Below are 18,423 nucleotides of genomic sequence, written 5' to 3'. Positions count from 1 at the left end.
ATCGCGCCCGGGTCGGTGACCGTGATCGCGGAGGTGGTCGACAAGTGAGCGAGGCGTCCCGACTACCCGACTGGGCACGTTCACTCGACCTGCAGCCCCACCCCGAGGGTGGTTGGTATCGCGAGACCTGGCGAAGCGGCGTCGAGATTCCTTGTGGCGCACTGCCTTCCGGATATGAGGGCACGCGCGTGGCTGCGACCGCGATCTACTTCGTGTTGCTTCCGGGCGAGCAGTCGTCGTGGCATACGGTGCGCGGTGCGGAGATGTGGCTCTTCCATCGCGGCGCCCCGGTGGAACTCGACCTCGGCGGTGACGGGGAAGCGCCGAACGACGTCGAGACCGTGGTCGTCGGACCCGACGTGGGGTCGGGACAGCGTCCGCAAGCCCTTGTCCCGCCAGGGCATTGGCAACGCGCGCGTGCAGTCGGCGACGAGGCGTCGCTCGTCAGTTGCGTCGTCGCACCGGGGTTCGACTTCGCGGATTTCGCGCTACTCGAACCGCGTCGATAAGCGCCGGTTCACGCCGTGGACGTCGCGTCGACGACGTCGCCCTGGCCGTCGGGTACGCGCTTGGCGATCTCGCCGACGCCGACCGAGTACCAGCGGGCGGCCGCCCGTGGGTCCTCGTCGTAGCGTCGGAACCAGCGGGCTGCGAAGTCGGGGAGTCGCTCGTAGAGCGGATCGTGGTCGGGTGCCTGTGACCGCACGAGTCCGACGAACATCTCGATCATCTCGCGCAGCGGTACCTCGGCGTAGGTCGTGTCGTACTCCGCGTGCGTCCGATTGAACCGCCACACGGCGGCCATCGACCGCAACGTGACCCCGGCCGGGACCAGGTCGGCGAACTCACCGCCCTCACCGACGGGTACGTGCTCACGGAAGCCGTCTCCGACGATCTTCAGCATCTCGTTCAAATGCTTGACCACGCCCGCGATGGTCTTGAGCCGGTAGGGATAACTGTCGTGGACGGCGTCGTACACCCTCAGCGCTGAGCTCCGATGCTCCATCTCCTCGACGAAGTGCCAGATGAATAGCGACGAAATGCGCTCATCACCGGGTTCGAAGAGCTTGTCGTCGTGGTCGAGAAACACGCGGAAGTAGGGCGTGAAGGTCGCCTCCACCACCGCGGCGTAGGCCAGACGCCAAGCGAGTGGCTTGGTCGCGAGCAACCGGTCGTAAGACGCGATGACCTCGTCCATCGTGTGTTTGAGTCCGGGCCACCGACGTATCAGCGCCCGGAGATGGGCCAGGTGGGCAGCCGTGTGCTGGCCCTCCTGTTTGATGTAGTCGGTCGCCTCGTCGACCATCTCCGGGTCTCGCATCAACGGCAGTGCTTCGCGTGTCGACTGCACGATCAGCTTCTCGAAGCCGGGCGCGAAGAACGACACGACGTTGCACTGCATCGCGAAGGCGGGTCGCTGTGGGTGCCAGTTGAATGGGATGTCGTCGCCGGCGAGGTCGAACTTGACTCTGCGGACCTTGAGGTCGGACATCCTGGCTCCTCATCGCCTGCCGAGCCCGACGCGGCCTCGGCATGATGAGGTTGATCATACATAGAACGACGATGTGTATGACCAAAACGTGCGATCGATCAAACCGGCTGCGTGGAGGGCTGCACCGCAGGAGCGAGGTGACCGAGCGTGCTCAGCCACACGTCGCGGTCGGGAGCGATCGACGCGACGATGAGTTCGTCGGCGTTGGCGTGCCCGGCAAACCAGTCGAGGTAGTCGCGGACCTCCGCGGGGGTGCCGACGCCCGCATAGGTCAGCATCGAGTCGATCTGCCTGCCCTGTGGCATCTCGAGGATCGCGTCGGCCTCGTCGTCGGTGAACTGCCGACCACCGCGACCGAGGAGTGCGGTCACTCGCTGGCGCTTGGCCTGGCGGAGCTGCGCTGCCGCGACATCCGGATCGTCGTCGGCGATCACGCAGACGCCCGCGATGACATACGGCTCGGCGAGTGCCTCGGATGGCTGGAATTGGTCGCGGTAGAGCGCGACGGCTTCTTCTAGTGCCTGCGGAGCGAAGTGCGATGCGAAGGCATAGGGCAGTCCGAGCGCGGCGGCGAGTTGTGCCCCGAACAACGACGAACCGAGGATGTAGAGCGGGACGTCGGTGCCCGCGCCGGGCGTCGCCCCGACTCCGGGAATGCGAGACTCACCGCGCAGGTACCCCTGCAGTTCGAGGACGTCGGACGGGAAGCGGTCGGCCGATGCCATGTCCCGACGCAGTGCGGTGAAGGTCTGCTGGTCGCTGCCGGGGGCTCGACCGAGACCCAGATCGATGCGGCCGGGGTGCAGCTCGGCAAGGGTGCCGTACTGCTCGGCGATCGTCAGCGGCGCGTGGTTGGGGAGCATCACTCCGCCGGCGCCGAGGCGGATTGTCGAGGTGTGTGCCGCGACATGTGCGATGAGAACGGCAGGCGCCGACGACGCGATCGAGCGCATGTTGTGGTGTTCTGCGTACCAGATTCGCCGGTAGCCCCAGAGCTCGGCTTTGGTGGCCATTTCTGTTGAGGCGGCCAGGGATTGGGCGACGGTTTCGTTGCGACCGACCTGGGCGAGGTCGAGGATGGAGAGATCAACGGGCATACCTAGGGCAAGGAGCGTGGCGTCGAAGGTATTCCCGTTCCGGGGCCGTTTCGGTGTGGGCGAACACGTCGACAAAAACGTCGACGCGAAGTGTCGCGTCCGAGCATCCGGGAGGCCGCCCGGTAGGGCACGATGGGACGGGTGAGTGACACTGCATCCTCGGACCCGGACCTGCTCGTCGATTTTCGTGACGTCACACTCGTGCGCGGTGGAAAGACGCTTGTCGGGCCGATCACATGGCAGGTCGAGCTCGACGAGCGCTGGGTGATCATCGGCCCCAACGGTGCGGGCAAGACGTCGTTGTTGCGCATGGCTGCCGCCGAACTGCATCCGACGTCGGGCACCGCGTTTCTGCTCAACGAGCCACTCGGCCGAGTCGAGGTGCGCGAGTTGTCGACGCGCATCGGAGTGAGCAGTCCCGGCCTGGCGGACAGGGTTCCCGACGACGAGGTCGTCAGCGACGTCGTGATCTCGGCGGGCTATTCGGTGATCGGTCGGTGGCGTGAGGACTACGACGACGTCGATCGCGCGCAGGCCGTCGAATCGCTGGAGTCGATGGGCGCTGAACATCTCGCCGACCGGAGATTCGGCACGCTGTCGGAGGGTGAGCGGAAGCGCGTGTTGATCGCCCGCGCGTTGATGACCGACCCCGAGCTGCTGCTCCTCGACGAACCCGCAGCAGGCCTCGACCTCGGCGGTCGTGAGGAGCTCGTCGACCGGCTGTCGATTCTCGCGCAGGACCCCGACGCGCCAGCCACCGTGCTCATCACCCACCACGTCGAGGAGATCCCGCCCGGCTTTACCCACGCGATGCTGCTCTCGGAAGGCGGCGTCGTCGCGCAGGGCCTCCTCGGCGACGTGCTGACGAGCAAGAACCTCTCCGACACGTTCCGTCAGCAGATCACGCTGACCAAGGACGGCTCCCGCTTCTTCGCGCGTCGTTCGCGTCGTGCCGGATCCCATCGACGGGCCGCCGGGTAGCAGCGATAGTGTCGATTCGGTGACGCGGACCACAGGTGGTGGCCCACGTAGGAGTTGGCCGTACCCGTTCGGCACAGAGCAGGAGATCGACATGACCGATACAGACGCCGCGACAGCCCACGCGGAGACCGTCGCGCCATTGCGTGATGCCGCGACGGTCGTGCTGGCGCGCGACGCCGACGGCGGTATCGAGGTCTTTCTGCAGCGTCGGGTCAAGCAGATGGCGTTCGCCGGTGGGATGACGGTCTTTCCCGGTGGCGGCGTCGACCCTCGTGATGCCGACGCCGATCTCGCGTGGACCGGCCCCGACGCGGCCTGGTGGGCACAGCAGTTGGGCACCACGGAAGAGCTCGCCCAGGCCCTGGTCTGTGCGGCGGTCCGCGAGACGTTCGAGGAGTGCGGTGTGCTGCTCGCGTCGCGGCCCGACGGCTCGTTCGCCGACCCGGCGACGCTGCGCGACGAACGCCGCAGGCTGGTCGACAAGACGATCTCGTTTGCCGAGTTCCTCCGCGCCCACGACCTCACGCTGCGTGCCGACCTGTTGCGTCCGCTCGCGCACTGGATCACGCCGAAGAACGAGAAGCGACGCTACGACACCCGCTTCTTCCTCGCGGCCATGCCTGAGGGCCAGATTGCCGACGACGCGACGTCGGAGGCCGACGTCGCGCGGTGGGCCGGCGCGGCCGACGCTCTCGCGGCCTGGTCTGATGGCAAGCATTTCCTCCTGCCGCCGACCTGGTCTCAGCTGACCGAGGTCGCCCGGTTCGACACCGTCGACGAGCTGCTCGCCGCAGAGCGCACGATCGAGGCGATCGAACCAGAGGTGAGCGCTGGGCATGGGCTGAGCGGCTTGAGCTTCTCCGGTTCCGACGCATACATGGCGACGCTCGCCGACCAACCCATCCCCGACATCACGCTCTGAGGGCTACTGCCTGAACCTGCTGCGTGCGGGTTCGTCAGCGGTCGAGGTCGACGACGTCCGGGTCGTCTGTGCCGGTCCCTGCTCGATCGGTCTCTCCTTGATCGGCCTCGTCTCGGTCGGCCCACTCCAGCAGGGTGTCGATGCGGTAGGCGACGTCGTCGATCTCCGCGTGCAGGTCGCCGAGTTCGGCGAAGCGCGCGGGCATCGTGGCGATGGTGAAGTCGTCGGGCGCGACGTCGTCGACCTCCGACCACAGGATCGGCGCCGAGACCGTTGCGCGTGGATTGCCTCGTACCGAGTAGGCCGCGGCCATCGTGTGGTCACGCGTGTTCTGGTTGTAATCGACGAACAGAGCAGCGGGGTCGCGGTCCTTGCGCCACCACGTCGTGGTGACCTCGTCAGGTGCTCGACGCTCGACCTCGCGTGCGAAAGCCAATGCGGCGCGGCGCAATTGGTTGAAGCTCCACTCCGGTTCGATTCGTACGTAGATGTGCATGCCGCGTCCGCCGGACGTCTTGGGGAAGCCGCGCACACCGAGTTCGTCGAGCACCTCGTGCGCGACGTGGGCCACCCGCTGCACGCGATCGAAGGTGCACTCCGGCATCGGGTCGAGGTCGATGCGCCATTCGTCGGGCAGCTCGGGATTCGAGCAGCGCGAGTTCCACGGATGGAACTCGACCGTCGACATCTGCACCGCCCAGATGACGCTGCCCAGTTCGGTCACACAGAGCTCGTCGGCGGTGCGACCGAAGCGCGGGAAGTAGATCTCTGTGGTCTTCAGCCAGTCCGGGGCGCCCGCGGGTACCCGCTTCTGGTGGACCTTCTTGCCGTCGACGCCCTTGGGAAATCTGTGCAACATGCACGGCCGGTTGCGCAGCGCCCGCACGATGCCGTCGCCGACCGAGATGTAGTAGTCGGCGAGGTCGCGTTTGGTCTCGCCGCGTTCGGAGAAGTAGATCCGGTCTGGACTCGAGAGTCGGATCGTCCGTTCACCGACGGACAGTTCGACGGGTTCGCCGGCCGACGACTTCGAGGACGGCGAAGATGCCATGCACCAACTGTAGGTCGTCGGGGTCTCGGCGGTGGCCCACATCACGGCTGGGCGTCGCTGGACGGTAGCCTTCGACACATGCCTGAGTTCGTGACTCTCGAGACCTCTGACGACCATCCAGGAGTGGGAACGATCCTGCTCAACCGTCCGCCGATGAACGCGCTGAACCGGCAGGTCCAGACCGAGTTGGAGGCGGCGGCGCGCGAGGCGACCGACCGTGCCGACATCAAGGCCGTCGTCGTCTACGGCGGACCCAAGGTGCTGGCGGCAGGCGCCGACATCAAAGAGATGACCGATATGACGTTCGCCGAGATGTCGAAGGTGGCCGGTCGCCTGCAGCGTGCGCTCGGATCGATCTCCGAGATCCCCAAGCCGACCGTCGCCGCGATCACCGGATACGCACTCGGTGGCGGACTCGAGGTGGCGCTCGGCGCCGACCGTCGTATCGCGGGCGACAACGCGAAGCTCGGCGTCCCTGAGGCGCTTCTCGGCGTGATCCCCGGAGGTGGAGGCACGCAGCGGCTGGCGCGTCTGGTCGGCCCCGCCAAGGCCAAGGACATGATCTTCACCGGCCGCTTCGTGGGGGCAGAGGAAGCGCTGAGGATCGGTCTGGTCGACGAGGTCGTCGCACCCGACGAGGTCTACAACGCCGCGCTGGCGTGGGCCGGGCAGTTCCGCAACGCCGCGAGCCTGGCGCTGGCGGCGGCAAAGAAGTCGGTCGACCAGGGGCTCGGCGTCGACCTGGAGACCGGTTTGAAGATCGAGGAACAGCAGTTCGCGTCGCTCTTCGCCACCGACGATCGCAAGATCGGCATGGATTCGTTCATCGCCAACGGGCCGGGCAAGGCACAGTTCACCGGGAAGTGACCACGGAACCTCCTCCCGACGGCGGGTAGGGTTCAACGGCAACGTGTCGTTACCGGCGGGTAGGGACCCGCTGTCGGCCACGGCAGTCGCGACGACACACGGCTGGTGCGACGACACAGAACAGGGCGAAAGTAGGAGACATGACGACCACGGAGAACGAGTCGGCAACAGATCACGTCGATCCGGCACCCAATCCGCATGCCACCGAGGAGCAGGTCAAGGCCGCGCTCGAAGACACCAAGCTCGCGCAGGTGCTCTACCACGACTGGGAAGCCGAGACCTACGACGAGAAGTGGTCGATCAGCTTCGACGAACGGTGCATCGACTACGCGCGCGGCAGGTTCGACGCCGTGGCCGCCGACGAGTCGCTGCCCTACGAGCGGGCAATGGAACTCGGTTGTGGCACAGGATTCTTCTTGCTCAACCTGTTGCAGTCCGGTGTCGCGAAGAAGGGCTCGGTCACCGATCTGTCGCCGGGAATGGTCAAGGTCGCGCTGCGCAACGCGGAGAACCTCGGCCTCGACGTCGACGGCCGGGTTGCCGACGCCGAGCGGATTCCCTACGACGACAACACCTTCGACCTCGTCGTCGGCCACGCGGTGCTGCATCACATCCCCGACGTCGAGCAGGCGTTGAGTGAAGTGCTCCGTGTGCTCAAGCCGGGCGGGCGTTTTGTGTTCGCGGGCGAGCCGTCGACGATCGGCGACTTCTACGCGCGGTGGATGAGCCGGGCAACCTGGTGGGCCACCACCCACGTCACCAAGTTAGGGCCGCTCAAGGCGTGGCGTCGACCGCAGGAGGAGCTCGACGAGTCGTCGCGCGCGGCGGCGCTCGAGGCCGTCGTCGACATCCACACCTTCGATCCCGACGAGTTGGCCGATATCGCGCGTTCGGCGGGGGCCGCTCGGGTCGAGACCGCGACCGAGGAGTTGGCCGCCGCGATGCTCGGGTGGCCCGTGCGTACCTTCGAAGCCGCCGTGCCGTCGGAGAAGCTCGGTTGGGGCTGGGCCGGATTCGCCTTCGGCGGGTGGAAGCGCATGACCTGGCTCGACGAGAACGTGCTGCGTAAGGTCGTGCCGCCGAAGTTCTTCTACAACGTCGTGGTGAGCGGGTACAAGCCGCGGTGATCGAGACTTCCGGCGCGGAGTGACGCTCACCGCGCATGTGCCAAGCTGTCTGTGGAACCGGCACGCGCCAGGGGAGTTGCGACTTGGGATACGAATTCACGCTCGACGATGTCGCTTTCCTTCGTGGTCGCTATGGGGAGAAGGCGCTCGAGGTGGTCTCGGGTATGGCGTTGACGCCGTCGTCGATGATCGCCGACGTCGAAGCGGCGCGACGACGCTACGCGCCTCACGACGCCGCGCTCATCGAGACCGTGCGCGATCGACGGCGAGCTGCGCGCAAACTGCGCGACGCCGATCAGTGGCTGCTCACCGACGATGCTCTCCAGCAGGCGACGCCGAGTGTGGTTGCGGCACATCGGGCTGCCGAGATCGCGCGCTGTTTCCCCGGTGCGGTGATCCACGACGTCACGTGTTCGATCGGTGGTGAGGTCGTCGAGCTCGCGTCGCAGGAGGGCATCGGTGGTGTGATCGGCAGCGACCTCGACCACGTGAGACTGTCCATGGCGCAACACAATCGGCACGTCCTCGGGCAGTTGTCCACTCCGACTGCGCTTCTCGTCGCCGATGCACTGACCCCCACCTCGACGGCCGACGTGGTGATCGCCGATCCGGCCCGACGTTCCGGCGCCGGACGGGTCTTCCGGCTCGATCAACTGACGCCGCCGCTTCCCGATGTGTTGATGACCTATGCGGGTCGCGTCGTGATTGTCAAATGTGCTCCGGGACTTGACTATCGGGCACTGCGCAATCGCCGCTTCGGCTTCACCGGGGAAGTGCAGATCACCTCCCTTGACGGTGGTGTCCGTGAAGCCTGCCTGTGGAGCGGACCGGGGATCGTCGACCGAACACGAGCAACAGTGCTGCGTACCGGTGGCGACGCCGCGGTGGGCGGTTTCGAGGTCAGCGACGACGAGCCCGACGACGTCGACCAACACGGGCCGGTGGGTCGGTGGATCGTCGATCCCGACGGCGCCGTCGTCCGTGCCGGACTGGTGCGTCAGTACGCCGCACGGCACGCTCTGCGGCAGCTCGACCCGCAGATCGCCTACCTCACCGGCGAGCAGGTGCCGTTGGGCGAGCGAGGATTCGAGGTCATCGAGGAGGTTACGACGTCGGAGAAGGCGTTGCGGAAGACCCTCGCCGCGCACGACTGCGGCACGTTGGAGATACTCGTCCGCGGCCTTGACGTCGACCCCGACGCGTTGCGGAAGCGGTTGCGTCTCAAGGGTTCGCGGTCGCTGACGCTCGTGCTCACCCGCGTCGGCCGCAAGGGCGTCGGGTTCCTGTGCGAGGCCGGGGTCAGGGCGCGATAGTCGCGCGCAGAAAACCACACCCCTCGGGCCCTCCGCACGTACCGGTACATGCGAGCGACCCACGGGGCGCAACTTTCTGCGCGGCCGCGATGTGACAGGGACCCAAAGGTCAGTCCCGGGGGCTACGACTGTCCCGGTGAGAGCTCGGTACCGGCGATGTACCAACCGCCCGGCTCGAGGTGGATCGAGTCGCCCTCGCGGTGAGAGGCCTCCGACTCGAGGTGCCCGGTGGTACCCAGCTCGACTATTACGTCAGTTGGTGCCTGAGCGGCTTGAGCGCCACAGTGATCGGCTGTTCGGTGTGCACGCGGTAGACCAGTAGGCCCTGGTTCACGTCGAGTGTCTGCACGCGTGCGTGCTCGATGTCGGGAAAGCGGCGTCGAAGTCCCAGCAGCCGCTGGTGGAGTCGGTAGATTGCGGGCAGCGAGGCGTCGTCGGGAGGTGTCTGCGGCAGCGGCGGTCGGATCGCGTCATCGCCGCCGATGCGTTCCTCTTTCGTTCCATTCCAACCCAATTCGTCGCCGTAGTAGATCGCCGGGGTGCCGGGCAGGGTGGCCAGAAGCACGACGGCGAGATCCGCGGAACGTTCGGCGAGGCGGGTCGCAATGCGGGTCACGTCGTGATTGCCGACGAACGTCCACGGTACGAACGTGCTCAGCATCTCGTCGTGGCGGGTCAGCGCCCACTGCAGTTCGTGCATGTTGGCGTCGATGATGCTGCTCCACACGGCTTTCCACAGCTCGTACTGGGTCACCGAGTCGACGCCGCTGTCGGAGACGAATCCCGGATAGTCGCCGTGAATGACCTCCGCGAGCACATAGGTGTCGGGGAATCGCTCACGCACGCGGGGTAGAACAGTGCGCCAGAAGGCAGGTGGGACCGCATAGGCCGCATCGAGACGCCACGCGTCGGCGCCTGCGTCCAGCCAGTGACACATCACGTCGACGACCAGGTCGGCGACGTCGGGATTGCGGTGATCGAGCGCGACCAGGTCGTCGTGACCCTCAAAGGTGCGCGCCGAACCGTCACGCGCGCGACGCGCCCAGCTCGAGCCGTCGGCAACTCGATCATGCCGGCGTGACACATGATTGAACACGCCGTCGAGCATGATCCTGATGCCGCGCGACCGGCATGCGGAGACGAGGGCGTCGAAATCGGCTCGGTCGCCGAGACGTTCGTCGATCGTGAAGTAGTCGAGGGTGTCGTAGCCGTGGGTCGCGGACTGAAAGATCGGACCGAGCGCGATTCCGTTGACTCCCAACGCGACTGCGTAATCGAGCCAGTCGATGAGTGCTGACAGCGGACGTCGGCAGGTCCGGTCGACGCCGGTGGTGTCGGCGCCCAGTGCGCCGAGCGGGTACACGTGCCACCAGATCGACGTCGCGACCCAGTCCGGCGTGGTGGCTGTCATCAGTCGATGTTCTTCTTCGAGTCGAAGAAGAACACCTCGCCGATGTTCGTGGCCGTCGCGATCTGTCCCGACGGCGACACCGCGACTCCCGTCGCGAAGCCTTCCGCGCCGGGCATCGCCACGGTGCGCTTCGTGGCACCGTTCGACGTGTCGACCTCGACCAGCGACAGCGAATTCTTGCCCTGATCGCGCACGACGGTCCACGCGGTCTTCGATGACGTGAGGGTCGACAGGCTCACGGCGGCGAGATCCTTGCGCTGCCAGACCTGCTCAGCTTTGTCGCCGCGGTCGCGAAGCAGGGTCAGCGGGGCGCCGATGACACCGGTCGGGATGATCAGACCGTCGGGGGAAACGGTCATGGACGCGAATCCGTAGCCGCCGTTGTCGTAGGTCCACTTTGTCTTGCCGGTCGCGGCGTCGAGCGCGACGATCTGGCCGAGCCTGCTGAACGTGTAGAGGGTGTTGCCATCGGCCGACAGCGTCGGTGCGCCGATCACACCTCCGGGGACGTCGGCATGCCAGACCTCCCGGACAACACGGCCGTCGTTCTGCTTCGCGTACGAGAAGCCGCGGATCTGCGACGCGATCGCGCCCGTCGGCCAGAAGTTCAGGAAGAAGCGGCTGTGCTGTTCGTCGACGGCGGGCGGCGCGGGCACTGCGCAGCGTGGGCCGTTGCTGACGCAGTCGCCGTAGCCCCAGAGCGGGTCGCCGGGGTCGGCCTCGGGTCGCAGGCGCACCTCGGGTGCGGTGAAGTCGCTGTTCTGGGTGTTGAGCATCAGGATCTGACCCTGGGTGGTCACCACGAGTACCTCGCCGGGGGCCGCGAACTTGGCCGACAGTGGCACCCCGATCACCGGCATCCGCCAGCGGATCGCGCCGCCGGCGTTGAACGCCACGAAGGTGGTCTCCTCGCCGACGTAGGGCTGGTCGAACTGGTCGAGCAGCGTGGAGTTTCCCTCGATGCCCGCGCGCATCCTTTTGCAGAAGTTCATACGTCCCGAGTTGGGATCGAGGGCAAACAGGTTGCAGCCGTTGGCTGTGCTCGCGGTGACGTTGACGTTCGAATGGTTCGACAGCGTGAGAGGAGCCGTCACCGGGCCGCCGGTCGGCCGTGTCCAGCTCAGGGCGAGGTCGTCGGGGATCGACGGGTAGGTGTAGTTCGAGTTCGCGCCGTTGCCGCCGTAGCTCGCCCAGCCGGGACTGGCGACCGAACGTACGTCGATGTGCCCGTCCGAGCAGGCGCTGAGTGCCACCACGGCACCGAGCAGGAGCGCCAGCGGCGCCAGAACCCGTCGCGGTACCCGAATCCGGGGGCCAACCACAGCCATCCTGCTCCCGTCATGTTCGGTCTCCGGCACTGCACCGGGACGCCAGCAGTTGAGCCTATCGTGCGACGCTTCGCCGCTGGTTCGCACGGCGGCTCCGCTGCCCACTGAAGCCGCGGCTCCGCCGCCGAAGCCGACAGCGGCGTCGATTATGGTGAGTCGTCATGACGACGATGTGGAACGCCTCGTATCGGTCGCGGTGGCGAGCAGGTCGACGCCGCGACCCGCGACAGGCGCGCTTCCTCACCCTCGATTCGCTGCGCTGGGTGTTGCGCAACAAGGCGTACACACCCTGGTACCTGGTGCGGTACTACCGGCTCGCGCGGTTCCGGATGACCAACCCGCACATCGTGCTCCGAGGAATGCTCTTCCTCGGCCGCAACGTCGAGATTCACGCGACGCCGGAGCTGAGCAGGATGGAGATCGGACGCTGGGTCCACATCGGTGACGGCAACTCGATCCGGTGCCACGAGGGCACGATGCGCATCGGCGACAAGACGGTCTTCGGCTGCAACAACGTGGTCAACTCCTACCTCGACCTCGAGATCGGCGGATCGGTCCTCGTCGCCGACTGGTGCTACATCTGCGACTTCGACCACAAGACCGACGACATCACGCTGCCGATCAAGGACCAGGGCATCGTGAAGGGGCCGGTCCGTATCGGCGCCGACACCTGGGTGGCCGCGAAGGTCTCGGTCCTGCGCAACACGATCGTCGGGCGAGGGTGCGTGCTCGGGTCGCATGCCGTGGTCAAGGGCGTGATCCCCGACTATTCGATCGCCGTCGGCGCTCCCGCGCGGGTCGTGAAGAACCGTAAGGACGACTGGGCCTCCAACGCCGAGGAGCGCGCCGAACTCGAACGCGCACTTGCCGACATCGAACGTAAGAAGGCCCAAGCCCGCCAGGTTCCTGGCGCCTGACCCGTCCGCCTGACCCGTCCGCGTGCCCTGGGCCGATGTGCGGCTCAGGGCTGCTCCGGATCGCGTTCCGGGAGTGGCCTTTCGGCGATGAACGGGCGTCCCACGGGATGGCGGACTCGACGCTTGGCGGAGAGGTAGACGCCGCTGGTGCGTTCGGCCACCTCCCGCCAGGAGAACTCCGCAGTCAATCGCGCACGGGCGCGTCGTGCGCGCGCAGCGGTCTGTACCGGATCCGACAGGCATGACCGCACCGCGGCGGTCAGCCCCGCGACGTCGCCGGGCGTGAACGTCAGCCCGGTCACCGGCGCCACGACAGCCTCGCCGAGTCCGCCCGCCGTGGAAACCACCAGAGGCGCGCCGGTGGCAGCGGCCTCGAGGGCGACGATGCCGAACGGTTCGTACCGCGACGGCAGCACGATCGCGTCGCACCGATGCATCAGGTCGACGAGTTCGTCATGGCCGACGCCGCCAAGGAAACGCACCGCGCGCGAGACCCGATGGCGGCGAGCGGTGTCGACGAGCCAGTCGTACTGAGTGCCGTCGCCCGCAATGGTCAGCGTGGTGCCCGGATGGGTGCGTCGGATGCGGGGGAGCGCGGCGAGAAGATCCTGCACGCCCTTCTCGTATTCGAGGCGCCCGGCGAACAGCAGTTCCGCGGGACCCTGCGTGCGTGTTCGTTCGGCGTAGGGCCAGATGTCGACGTCGATGCCGTTGTGGATGACCTGGACGTCGGGCAGCCCTGGCCCGAAGAGCCTGGTCACCTCGTCACGCATCGACGCCGAACAGGCGATCAGCGCGTCGGACTCGTTGGCGAGCCACCACTCGACCGAGTGCACCTGACGGTTGGTCCGCCCGCTGACCCAGCCGCTATGCCTGCCCGCCTCGGTGGCGTGGATCGTCGAGACGAGCGGGACGTCGAACAGCTCGGCGAGCGTGATCGCCGGGTGCGCAACGAGCCAGTCGTGGGCGTGCACCACCTCGGGTGTCCAGCGTGCGTCGGAATCGGCAGTGAGGATGCCGAGTCCGGCGCGGACGAATGAGTGACCCATGGCGAGTGTCCACGCCATCATGTCCTGCCCGAACTCGAATTCCGGTGGATCTTCCGCGACGGCGATCACCCGCACACCCTCGACGACGGTGTCGGTGGTCGGGTGTGTCAGCGCGTCGGTACCCGACGGCCTGCGGGTCAGTACCGCGACGTCGTGCCCGATGGCGGCGAGCTCGGTGGCGAGGTGGTGTACGTGCCTGCCGAGGCCGCCCACCACGACCGGCGGGTACTCCCACGAAACGAGCAGCACTCTCATGCGCGCTCGTCTCCGCGGAGTCGACGGGCGTCGAGGTCGGCGAACAGTCCGTCGGCGAGATTCCAGCTCGCGGCAAGACGTGCCGCCTGCTCGGTGCGTCCGCGTAGCGCGGCGTCGGCGATCTCACGTGTGGCGTGTGCGTGGGTGTGGGCTCGACGCACCGCGTACTCGGCAGCGGTGTCCTTGGAGACCATGAAGGGCCAATCCGACGAGACGGTCAGCAGGGTCTCCCGGACGATCTGATCGGCAACGCGATCACGACCCGACTCCGCATCGAGAAGTTTGTCGACGGTGTCGAGTGCTGTCTCGACCACCTCTGCGTTGAGTTCGACGAGGTGCTCGACCTGCGGACCATTCCATACACGCCAGTCCTTGCCGGAACCCCACGAGCTGTCAGTGAGCGACACCGGTTCTCCGACAAGGCCATCGGCTGCTGCCGATGCCATCGTCCCGACCCGCACCCCGGCTTCGGGGAGGCGTCGAAGCACCTGTTCGAGCCACACGGGTCCCTCATGCCACCAGTGCCCGAACAGCTCGGTGTCGAACGCCGCGACGACCAGCGCCGGTCGGCCGATACGCTCCGATTCCGAGATCAGGCGCGCGCGTACATGTTCGACGAAGTCGTCGACATGGCGATCGATCACTGGTGCGACGCGGTCGGGGTCGTAGGGTTTCTTATTCTGCGCCGCAACGGTTTTGCCGGTCACACGCGACATCTTGAAGCCGGTCGTGTGGTCGTAGGTGTGGAAGTCGCGGTAGACGGAGTGGCCCGGATATCCCGATTTCGGTGACCACACTTGATAACTCACGGTCAGGTCGCGACCGAAGGCGAGGACCTCGGAGTCTCCGACGGGTCGCGCGAGCGAGGTGTCGCCGTGCAGCGCGGGGCCGTCGACCATGAAATGTCGCACGCCCGCAGCCGAATACTCGGACTCCATCCCCGGCGTGAACGCGCATTCGGGCGCCCAGATCCCTTGCGGCGCAGCACCCCACCGTGATCGAGCGTCGGCAAGCCCCTCGGCCAGAGAGAATCGACGCAAGCGCGGGTCGAGCAGCGGAGCGAACGGATGGGCGAGCGGGCCGCCGAGGATGTCGACGACGCCGCTGTCGGCCAGTGCTCGGATCAGCGGGCTCGCACCGTGTTGCCAGTGGCGTTCGAAATCGCCCAGTGCGCTTGCCGCACATCGGAATTCGTGCGCGGCGAGTTCGCGGCGGACGATATCCGGATTGTCCGCGGCCGCCACCGCCCTCAGTTGCCAGTCGGCGAGCCACTCGTGCATGGAGCGAAGGCAGTGCGGGTCGTCGAGTTGGGCGGCCAGCACAGGCGTGATGCCCAGCGAGAGCTGATCGGTGAATCCGTCGGCCGCCAGCCGTCGGAGCATGGCGAAGACAAGAAGATACGACGCCGCCCACGACTGGTAGAGCCACTCCTCGCCGACCGGCCAGCGACCGTGATTGGCCAGCCACGGCAGGTGAGAGTGCAGCACCAGGGTGAACTGGCCGGGCACGGCGTCGCCGCTGCCCTGTGGGTGCGTCGCAGTGCGGGATGAGGAAATTGTCATCGGGTGTGCCGGGTGCTCAGGGTCGGACCGCGATGGCGAAGAGGTCGAGCGAGGCGTCGATGTCTGCGGTTGCGCTGTTTGGGGAGGTTTCGAGAATCACGAAGTCGTCAGCGGAGATCGCGGCGACGTCGGCGACGAGGTCGGCGGGCCAGTCCTCTCCCGCCAAGGCGCGCTCGATCTGTGCGTCGATCAGGGACCCGCCCCACTTCGCGTCCAACTCCGCCAGGCCCGGGCCGTGGTAAACGCCATGCATCACAACGGATTCCAGCCCGCCGTCGGTCAGGAGATCGGTGAGCTCGACGGCGTCGAGTTCGCGCGTGTGGAACGGATTGAGCGGGGTGTCGCGGCCGGGCGAGAAGGTGATGCGATTGGGCGTCGAGATAAAGAGACGCCCGCCGGGGCGCAGCACTCGACGGCACTCGGCGATGAACGCGGCTTGATCCCACAGATGCTCGATGACCTGGAAGTTCACCACGACGTCGACCGATTCGTCGGGGAGCGGGAGATCAACGAGGTTGCCCGCGATCATCGTCAGTTCCGGGTAGCGCCTGCGGGTGTGTTCGACGGCCGACGCGTCGTAGTCGACGCAGGTGACCGTCGCGCCCGCGGCGGCGAGCATCGCGCCGCCGTAGCCCTCACCGGAGCCTGCCTCGAGAACCTCTTTCCCACTGCACGACTCCGCGATGAACCGGTAGGCGATCTCGTGGCGACGGAACCAGTAGTTCTCTGCCGGGATGCCGGGAACCGTCCGCTCGCCGGTCAGCGCCAGTTGGGCTTCGGTGTCCAATGCGTCCATGCCGGCCGCGGGTCGTGTGGCCTCGGAAGTCGTCCCTGAAGTTGCCTGAGGGGTGGCCTGCGAACCCGTGCTCACCGTCGGCAGACGGTCCGTAGTCGAGCCCTGTGCGTCGATCATCCCCATGAGACTAGTACCCGGGGCCGTCCCAAGAACGTGCCACAGTCGCTTCGCCTGCCCGCAGTCGTCACATCCTGCCCGTGAGAACGCCGCCATAGTGTGAGGTAGGTGATGTTCTAAGGCAAAATAGGAGACGCTAAAGTGGGTGGAGACCGATGGCCTTACCCGCCGGTAAGTTGCCGAACCCGACGCAGGAGGTCGACGTAGACCCATGACAAACATTGTCGTTCTGATCAAGCAGGTTCCGGACACCTGGTCCGAGCGAAAGCTCTCCGAGACCGACTACACGCTTGATCGCGAAGCCGCTGACGCCGTGCTCGACGAGATCAACGAGCGTGCGGTCGAGGAAGCGCTGCAGATCAAGGAGGCCAACGGGGGCGAGGTCACCATCCTCACCGCAGGTCCCGAGCGCGCCACCGAAGCCATCCGCAAGGCACTTTCGATGGGTGCCGACAAGGCCATCCACATCAAGGACGATGCGCTGCACGGTTCGGACGCGGTTCAGACCGCATACGTGCTCGCCCGCGCACTCGGCACCGTCGAGGGCGTCGAGCTGGTCATCGCAGGTAACGAGGCCACCGACGGTCGCGTCGGCGCGATCCCCGCGATGATCGCCGAGTACCTCGAACTGCCGCACCTCACGCATCTGCGCAAGCTGACCGTCGAGGGCGAGTCCCTCAAGGGCGAGCGCGAGACCGACGACGGCATCTACCACGTCGAGGCCGAGCTTCCCGCGATCGTCAGTGTCAACGAGAAGATCAACGAGCCGCGCTTCCCGTCCTTCAAGGGCATCATGGCCGCCAAGAAGAAGGAAGTTCAGGTCGTCGGCCTCGCCGAGATCGACGTCGAGCCTTCCGATGTGGGCCTCGAGAATGCGGGCACGACGGTCACCAGCTCGACCCCGAAGCCTCCGAAGACCGCGGGTGAGCGTGTCACCGACGAGGGCGACGGTGGCGTGAAGGTTGCCGAGTACCTGGTCAGCCAGAAGATCATCTAGGCGCCGAACGCACCGAGACCACCTCACCGGCCCGCGCGGTCAGCAGACTCGCCGCAGGCCACCAGACATCCAGGAGCAAAACAATGGCAGAAGTACTCGTTCTGGTCGAGCAGGACGCCGAGGGCGCCCTCAAGAAGGTGACCAACGAACTGATCACCGCCGCTCGTGCACTCGGTGCGCCGTCGGCCGTAGTGGTCGGCGCACCCGGTGGCGCCGACGGCATCATCGACGACCTCAAGGCCGCCGGTGCCGAGAAGATCTACGTCGCCGAGTCCGACGACGCAGCCAACTACCTGATCAGCCCCAAGGTCGACGTCCTGTCGTCGGTCGCTGAGCAGGCATCGCCCGCGGGCATCCTCGTCGCGGCGAACGCCGACGGCAAGGAGATCGCAGGCCGTCTCGCCGTGCGTCTCGGCTCGGGCGTGCTCGCCGACGTCGTCGACGTCAAGGAAGGCGCTGTCGGCGTCCACTCGATCTTCGGTGGTGCGTTCACCGTTGACGCGCAGGCCAAGGGCGACACCCCCATCTTCTCCGTGCGCCCCGGTGGCGTCGAGGCCGCACCGCAGGCTGCTGCGGGCGAGCGCGTCGACGTCGAGGTTCCGGCGCAGGAGGGTGGCGTGAAGATCACCAAGGTCGAGCCGAACGTCGGTGGCGACCGTCCGGAGCTCACCGAGGCATCGATCGTCGTCTCCGGTGGTCGTGGCGTCGGAAGCGCCGAGAAGTTCTCCGTCGTCGAGGAGCTCGCCGACTCGCTCGGTGCCGCTGTCGGCGCCTCGCGTGCCGCCGTCGACTCGGGCTACTACCCGGGCCAGTTCCAGGTCGGTCAGACCGGCAAGACCGTGTCGCCGCAGCTCTACGTCGCACTCGGCATCTCGGGTGCGATCCAGCACCGCGCAGGTATGCAGACCTCGAAGACGATCGTCGCCGTCAACAAGGACGAGGAAGCGCCGATCTTCGAGATCTCCGACTTCGGCATCGTCGGCGACCTCTTCAACGTCGCACCGCAGCTGACCGAAGAGGTCAAGAAGCGGAAGTGATCTCGACAAGCTCGATCAGCGGTTAATGGCTCGATCAGCGGGCTTATCGCTCGATCAGCGGGCTTGCTGGTTGAGCCTGTCGAAACCACTCGGTGATCTCGACA

At 66.7% G+C, this 18,423-nt stretch carries 17 protein-coding genes; 9 read left to right on the top strand and 8 right to left on the bottom strand.

The genetic code is table 11. The features are described from left to right. Nucleotides 1–44: 44 nt before the first annotated feature. Nucleotides 45–509: a cupin domain-containing protein gene (locus tag GOSPT_RS08905; protein WP_005205330.1), complete on the top strand. Its 465-nt coding sequence runs from the start codon at nt 45–47 to the stop codon at nt 507–509. Nucleotides 510–517: 8 nt separating this feature from the next. On the opposite strand, the gene GOSPT_RS08900 is transcribed toward GOSPT_RS08905, so the two are convergent. Both GOSPT_RS08900 and GOSPT_RS08895 read right to left on the bottom strand, forming a co-directional pair. Continuing rightward, a complete protein-coding gene (locus tag GOSPT_RS08900) occupies nt 518–1,492 on the bottom strand; it encodes a metal-dependent hydrolase (RefSeq protein WP_005205328.1) in 975 nt (324 codons plus the stop codon). Between the two features lie 98 nt (nt 1,493–1,590). Continuing rightward, nucleotides 1,591–2,589 carry an LLM class flavin-dependent oxidoreductase gene (locus tag GOSPT_RS08895; protein WP_005205326.1) on the bottom strand — a complete coding sequence of 333 codons (999 nt, stop codon included), beginning with the start codon at nt 2,587–2,589 and terminating at the stop codon, nt 1,591–1,593. Between the two features lie 132 nt (nt 2,590–2,721). On the opposite strand from GOSPT_RS08895, the gene GOSPT_RS08890 reads away from it, so the two are divergent. Together GOSPT_RS08890 and GOSPT_RS08885 are read left to right on the top strand one after the other, a co-directional pair. Then, on the top strand, nt 2,722–3,570 hold the full coding sequence (locus tag GOSPT_RS08890) for an ABC transporter ATP-binding protein (RefSeq protein ID WP_005205325.1): 849 nt from the start codon (nt 2,722–2,724) through the stop codon (nt 3,568–3,570). 91 nt (nt 3,571–3,661) lie between these two features. Beyond that, nucleotides 3,662–4,492, top strand: coding sequence for an NUDIX hydrolase (locus GOSPT_RS08885; RefSeq protein WP_005205322.1), 831 nt, complete (start codon nt 3,662–3,664; stop codon nt 4,490–4,492). A 34-nt stretch (nt 4,493–4,526) separates the two neighbouring features. On the opposite strand, the gene ligD is transcribed toward GOSPT_RS08885, so the two are convergent. Next, nucleotides 4,527–5,543, bottom strand: a complete 1,017-nt coding sequence (ligD, locus tag GOSPT_RS08880; RefSeq protein ID WP_005205321.1) for a non-homologous end-joining DNA ligase — start codon at nt 5,541–5,543, stop codon at nt 4,527–4,529. Nucleotides 5,544–5,621: 78 nt separating this feature from the next. Between ligD and GOSPT_RS08875 the strand changes: the two genes are divergently transcribed. The 3 genes from GOSPT_RS08875 (at nt 5,622) to GOSPT_RS08865 (ending at nt 8,850) form a co-directional block, all read left to right on the top strand. Beyond that, the gene (locus tag GOSPT_RS08875; RefSeq protein ID WP_005205319.1) at nt 5,622–6,410 is read left to right on the top strand and encodes an enoyl-CoA hydratase/isomerase family protein; all 789 of its coding nucleotides are present in this window, start codon (nt 5,622–5,624) and stop codon (nt 6,408–6,410) included. Between the two features lie 140 nt (nt 6,411–6,550). Continuing rightward, nucleotides 6,551–7,537: a class I SAM-dependent methyltransferase gene (locus tag GOSPT_RS08870; protein WP_005205317.1), complete on the top strand. Its 987-nt coding sequence runs from the start codon at nt 6,551–6,553 to the stop codon at nt 7,535–7,537. 83 nt (nt 7,538–7,620) lie between these two features. Further along, entirely contained in the window at nt 7,621–8,850 is a 1,230-nt protein-coding gene (locus tag GOSPT_RS08865; protein ID WP_005205315.1) for a THUMP-like domain-containing protein, read from the top strand. A gap of 247 nt (nt 8,851–9,097) precedes the next feature. On the opposite strand, the gene GOSPT_RS08860 is transcribed toward GOSPT_RS08865, so the two are convergent. Then, entirely contained in the window at nt 9,098–10,261 is a 1,164-nt protein-coding gene (locus GOSPT_RS08860; RefSeq protein ID WP_005205313.1) for an alpha-amylase family glycosyl hydrolase, read from the bottom strand. Next, nucleotides 10,261–11,589 (bottom strand): outer membrane protein assembly factor BamB family protein, encoded by a 1,329-nt coding sequence (locus GOSPT_RS08855; RefSeq protein ID WP_039855286.1) that lies wholly within the window; start codon nt 11,587–11,589, stop codon nt 10,261–10,263. The genes GOSPT_RS08860 and GOSPT_RS08855 overlap by 1 nt, the downstream gene beginning before the upstream one ends. A 161-nt stretch (nt 11,590–11,750) precedes the next feature. Between GOSPT_RS08855 and GOSPT_RS08850 the strand changes: the two genes are divergently transcribed. Then, nucleotides 11,751–12,506, top strand: a complete 756-nt coding sequence (locus tag GOSPT_RS08850) for an acyltransferase (RefSeq protein WP_039855284.1) — start codon at nt 11,751–11,753, stop codon at nt 12,504–12,506. 44 nt (nt 12,507–12,550) lie between these two features. Here GOSPT_RS08850 and GOSPT_RS08845 read toward each other — a convergent pair whose 3' ends face one another. From GOSPT_RS08845 to GOSPT_RS08835, 3 genes are read right to left on the bottom strand one after another with little or no spacing between them, the layout of a single operon-like run. Further along, entirely contained in the window at nt 12,551–13,810 is a 1,260-nt protein-coding gene (locus GOSPT_RS08845) for a glycosyltransferase family 4 protein (RefSeq protein WP_039855282.1), read from the bottom strand. Continuing rightward, the gene (locus GOSPT_RS08840) at nt 13,807–15,372 is read right to left on the bottom strand and encodes a 1,4-alpha-glucan branching protein domain-containing protein (protein WP_005205306.1); all 1,566 of its coding nucleotides are present in this window, start codon (nt 15,370–15,372) and stop codon (nt 13,807–13,809) included. The genes GOSPT_RS08845 and GOSPT_RS08840 overlap by 4 nt, the downstream gene beginning before the upstream one ends. 16 nt (nt 15,373–15,388) lie before the next feature. Then, nucleotides 15,389–16,168, bottom strand: coding sequence for a class I SAM-dependent methyltransferase (locus GOSPT_RS08835; RefSeq protein ID WP_039855278.1), 780 nt, complete (start codon nt 16,166–16,168; stop codon nt 15,389–15,391). 328 nt (nt 16,169–16,496) lie between these two features. On the opposite strand from GOSPT_RS08835, the gene GOSPT_RS08830 reads away from it, so the two are divergent. Both GOSPT_RS08830 and GOSPT_RS08825 read left to right on the top strand, forming a co-directional pair. Then, nucleotides 16,497–17,282 carry an electron transfer flavoprotein subunit beta/FixA family protein gene (locus GOSPT_RS08830; protein ID WP_005205303.1) on the top strand — a complete coding sequence of 262 codons (786 nt, stop codon included), beginning with the start codon at nt 16,497–16,499 and terminating at the stop codon, nt 17,280–17,282. A gap of 83 nt (nt 17,283–17,365) precedes the next feature. Then, a complete protein-coding gene (locus GOSPT_RS08825; protein ID WP_005205300.1) occupies nt 17,366–18,319 on the top strand; it encodes an electron transfer flavoprotein subunit alpha/FixB family protein in 954 nt (317 codons plus the stop codon). Nucleotides 18,320–18,423 lie beyond the last annotated feature (104 nt).

The organism is Gordonia sputi NBRC 100414 (genome assembly GCF_000248055.1).
Lineage (GTDB): Bacteria > Actinomycetota > Actinomycetes > Mycobacteriales > Mycobacteriaceae > Gordonia > Gordonia sputi.
This window is presented reverse-complemented; position numbering and strand designations above follow the sequence as displayed.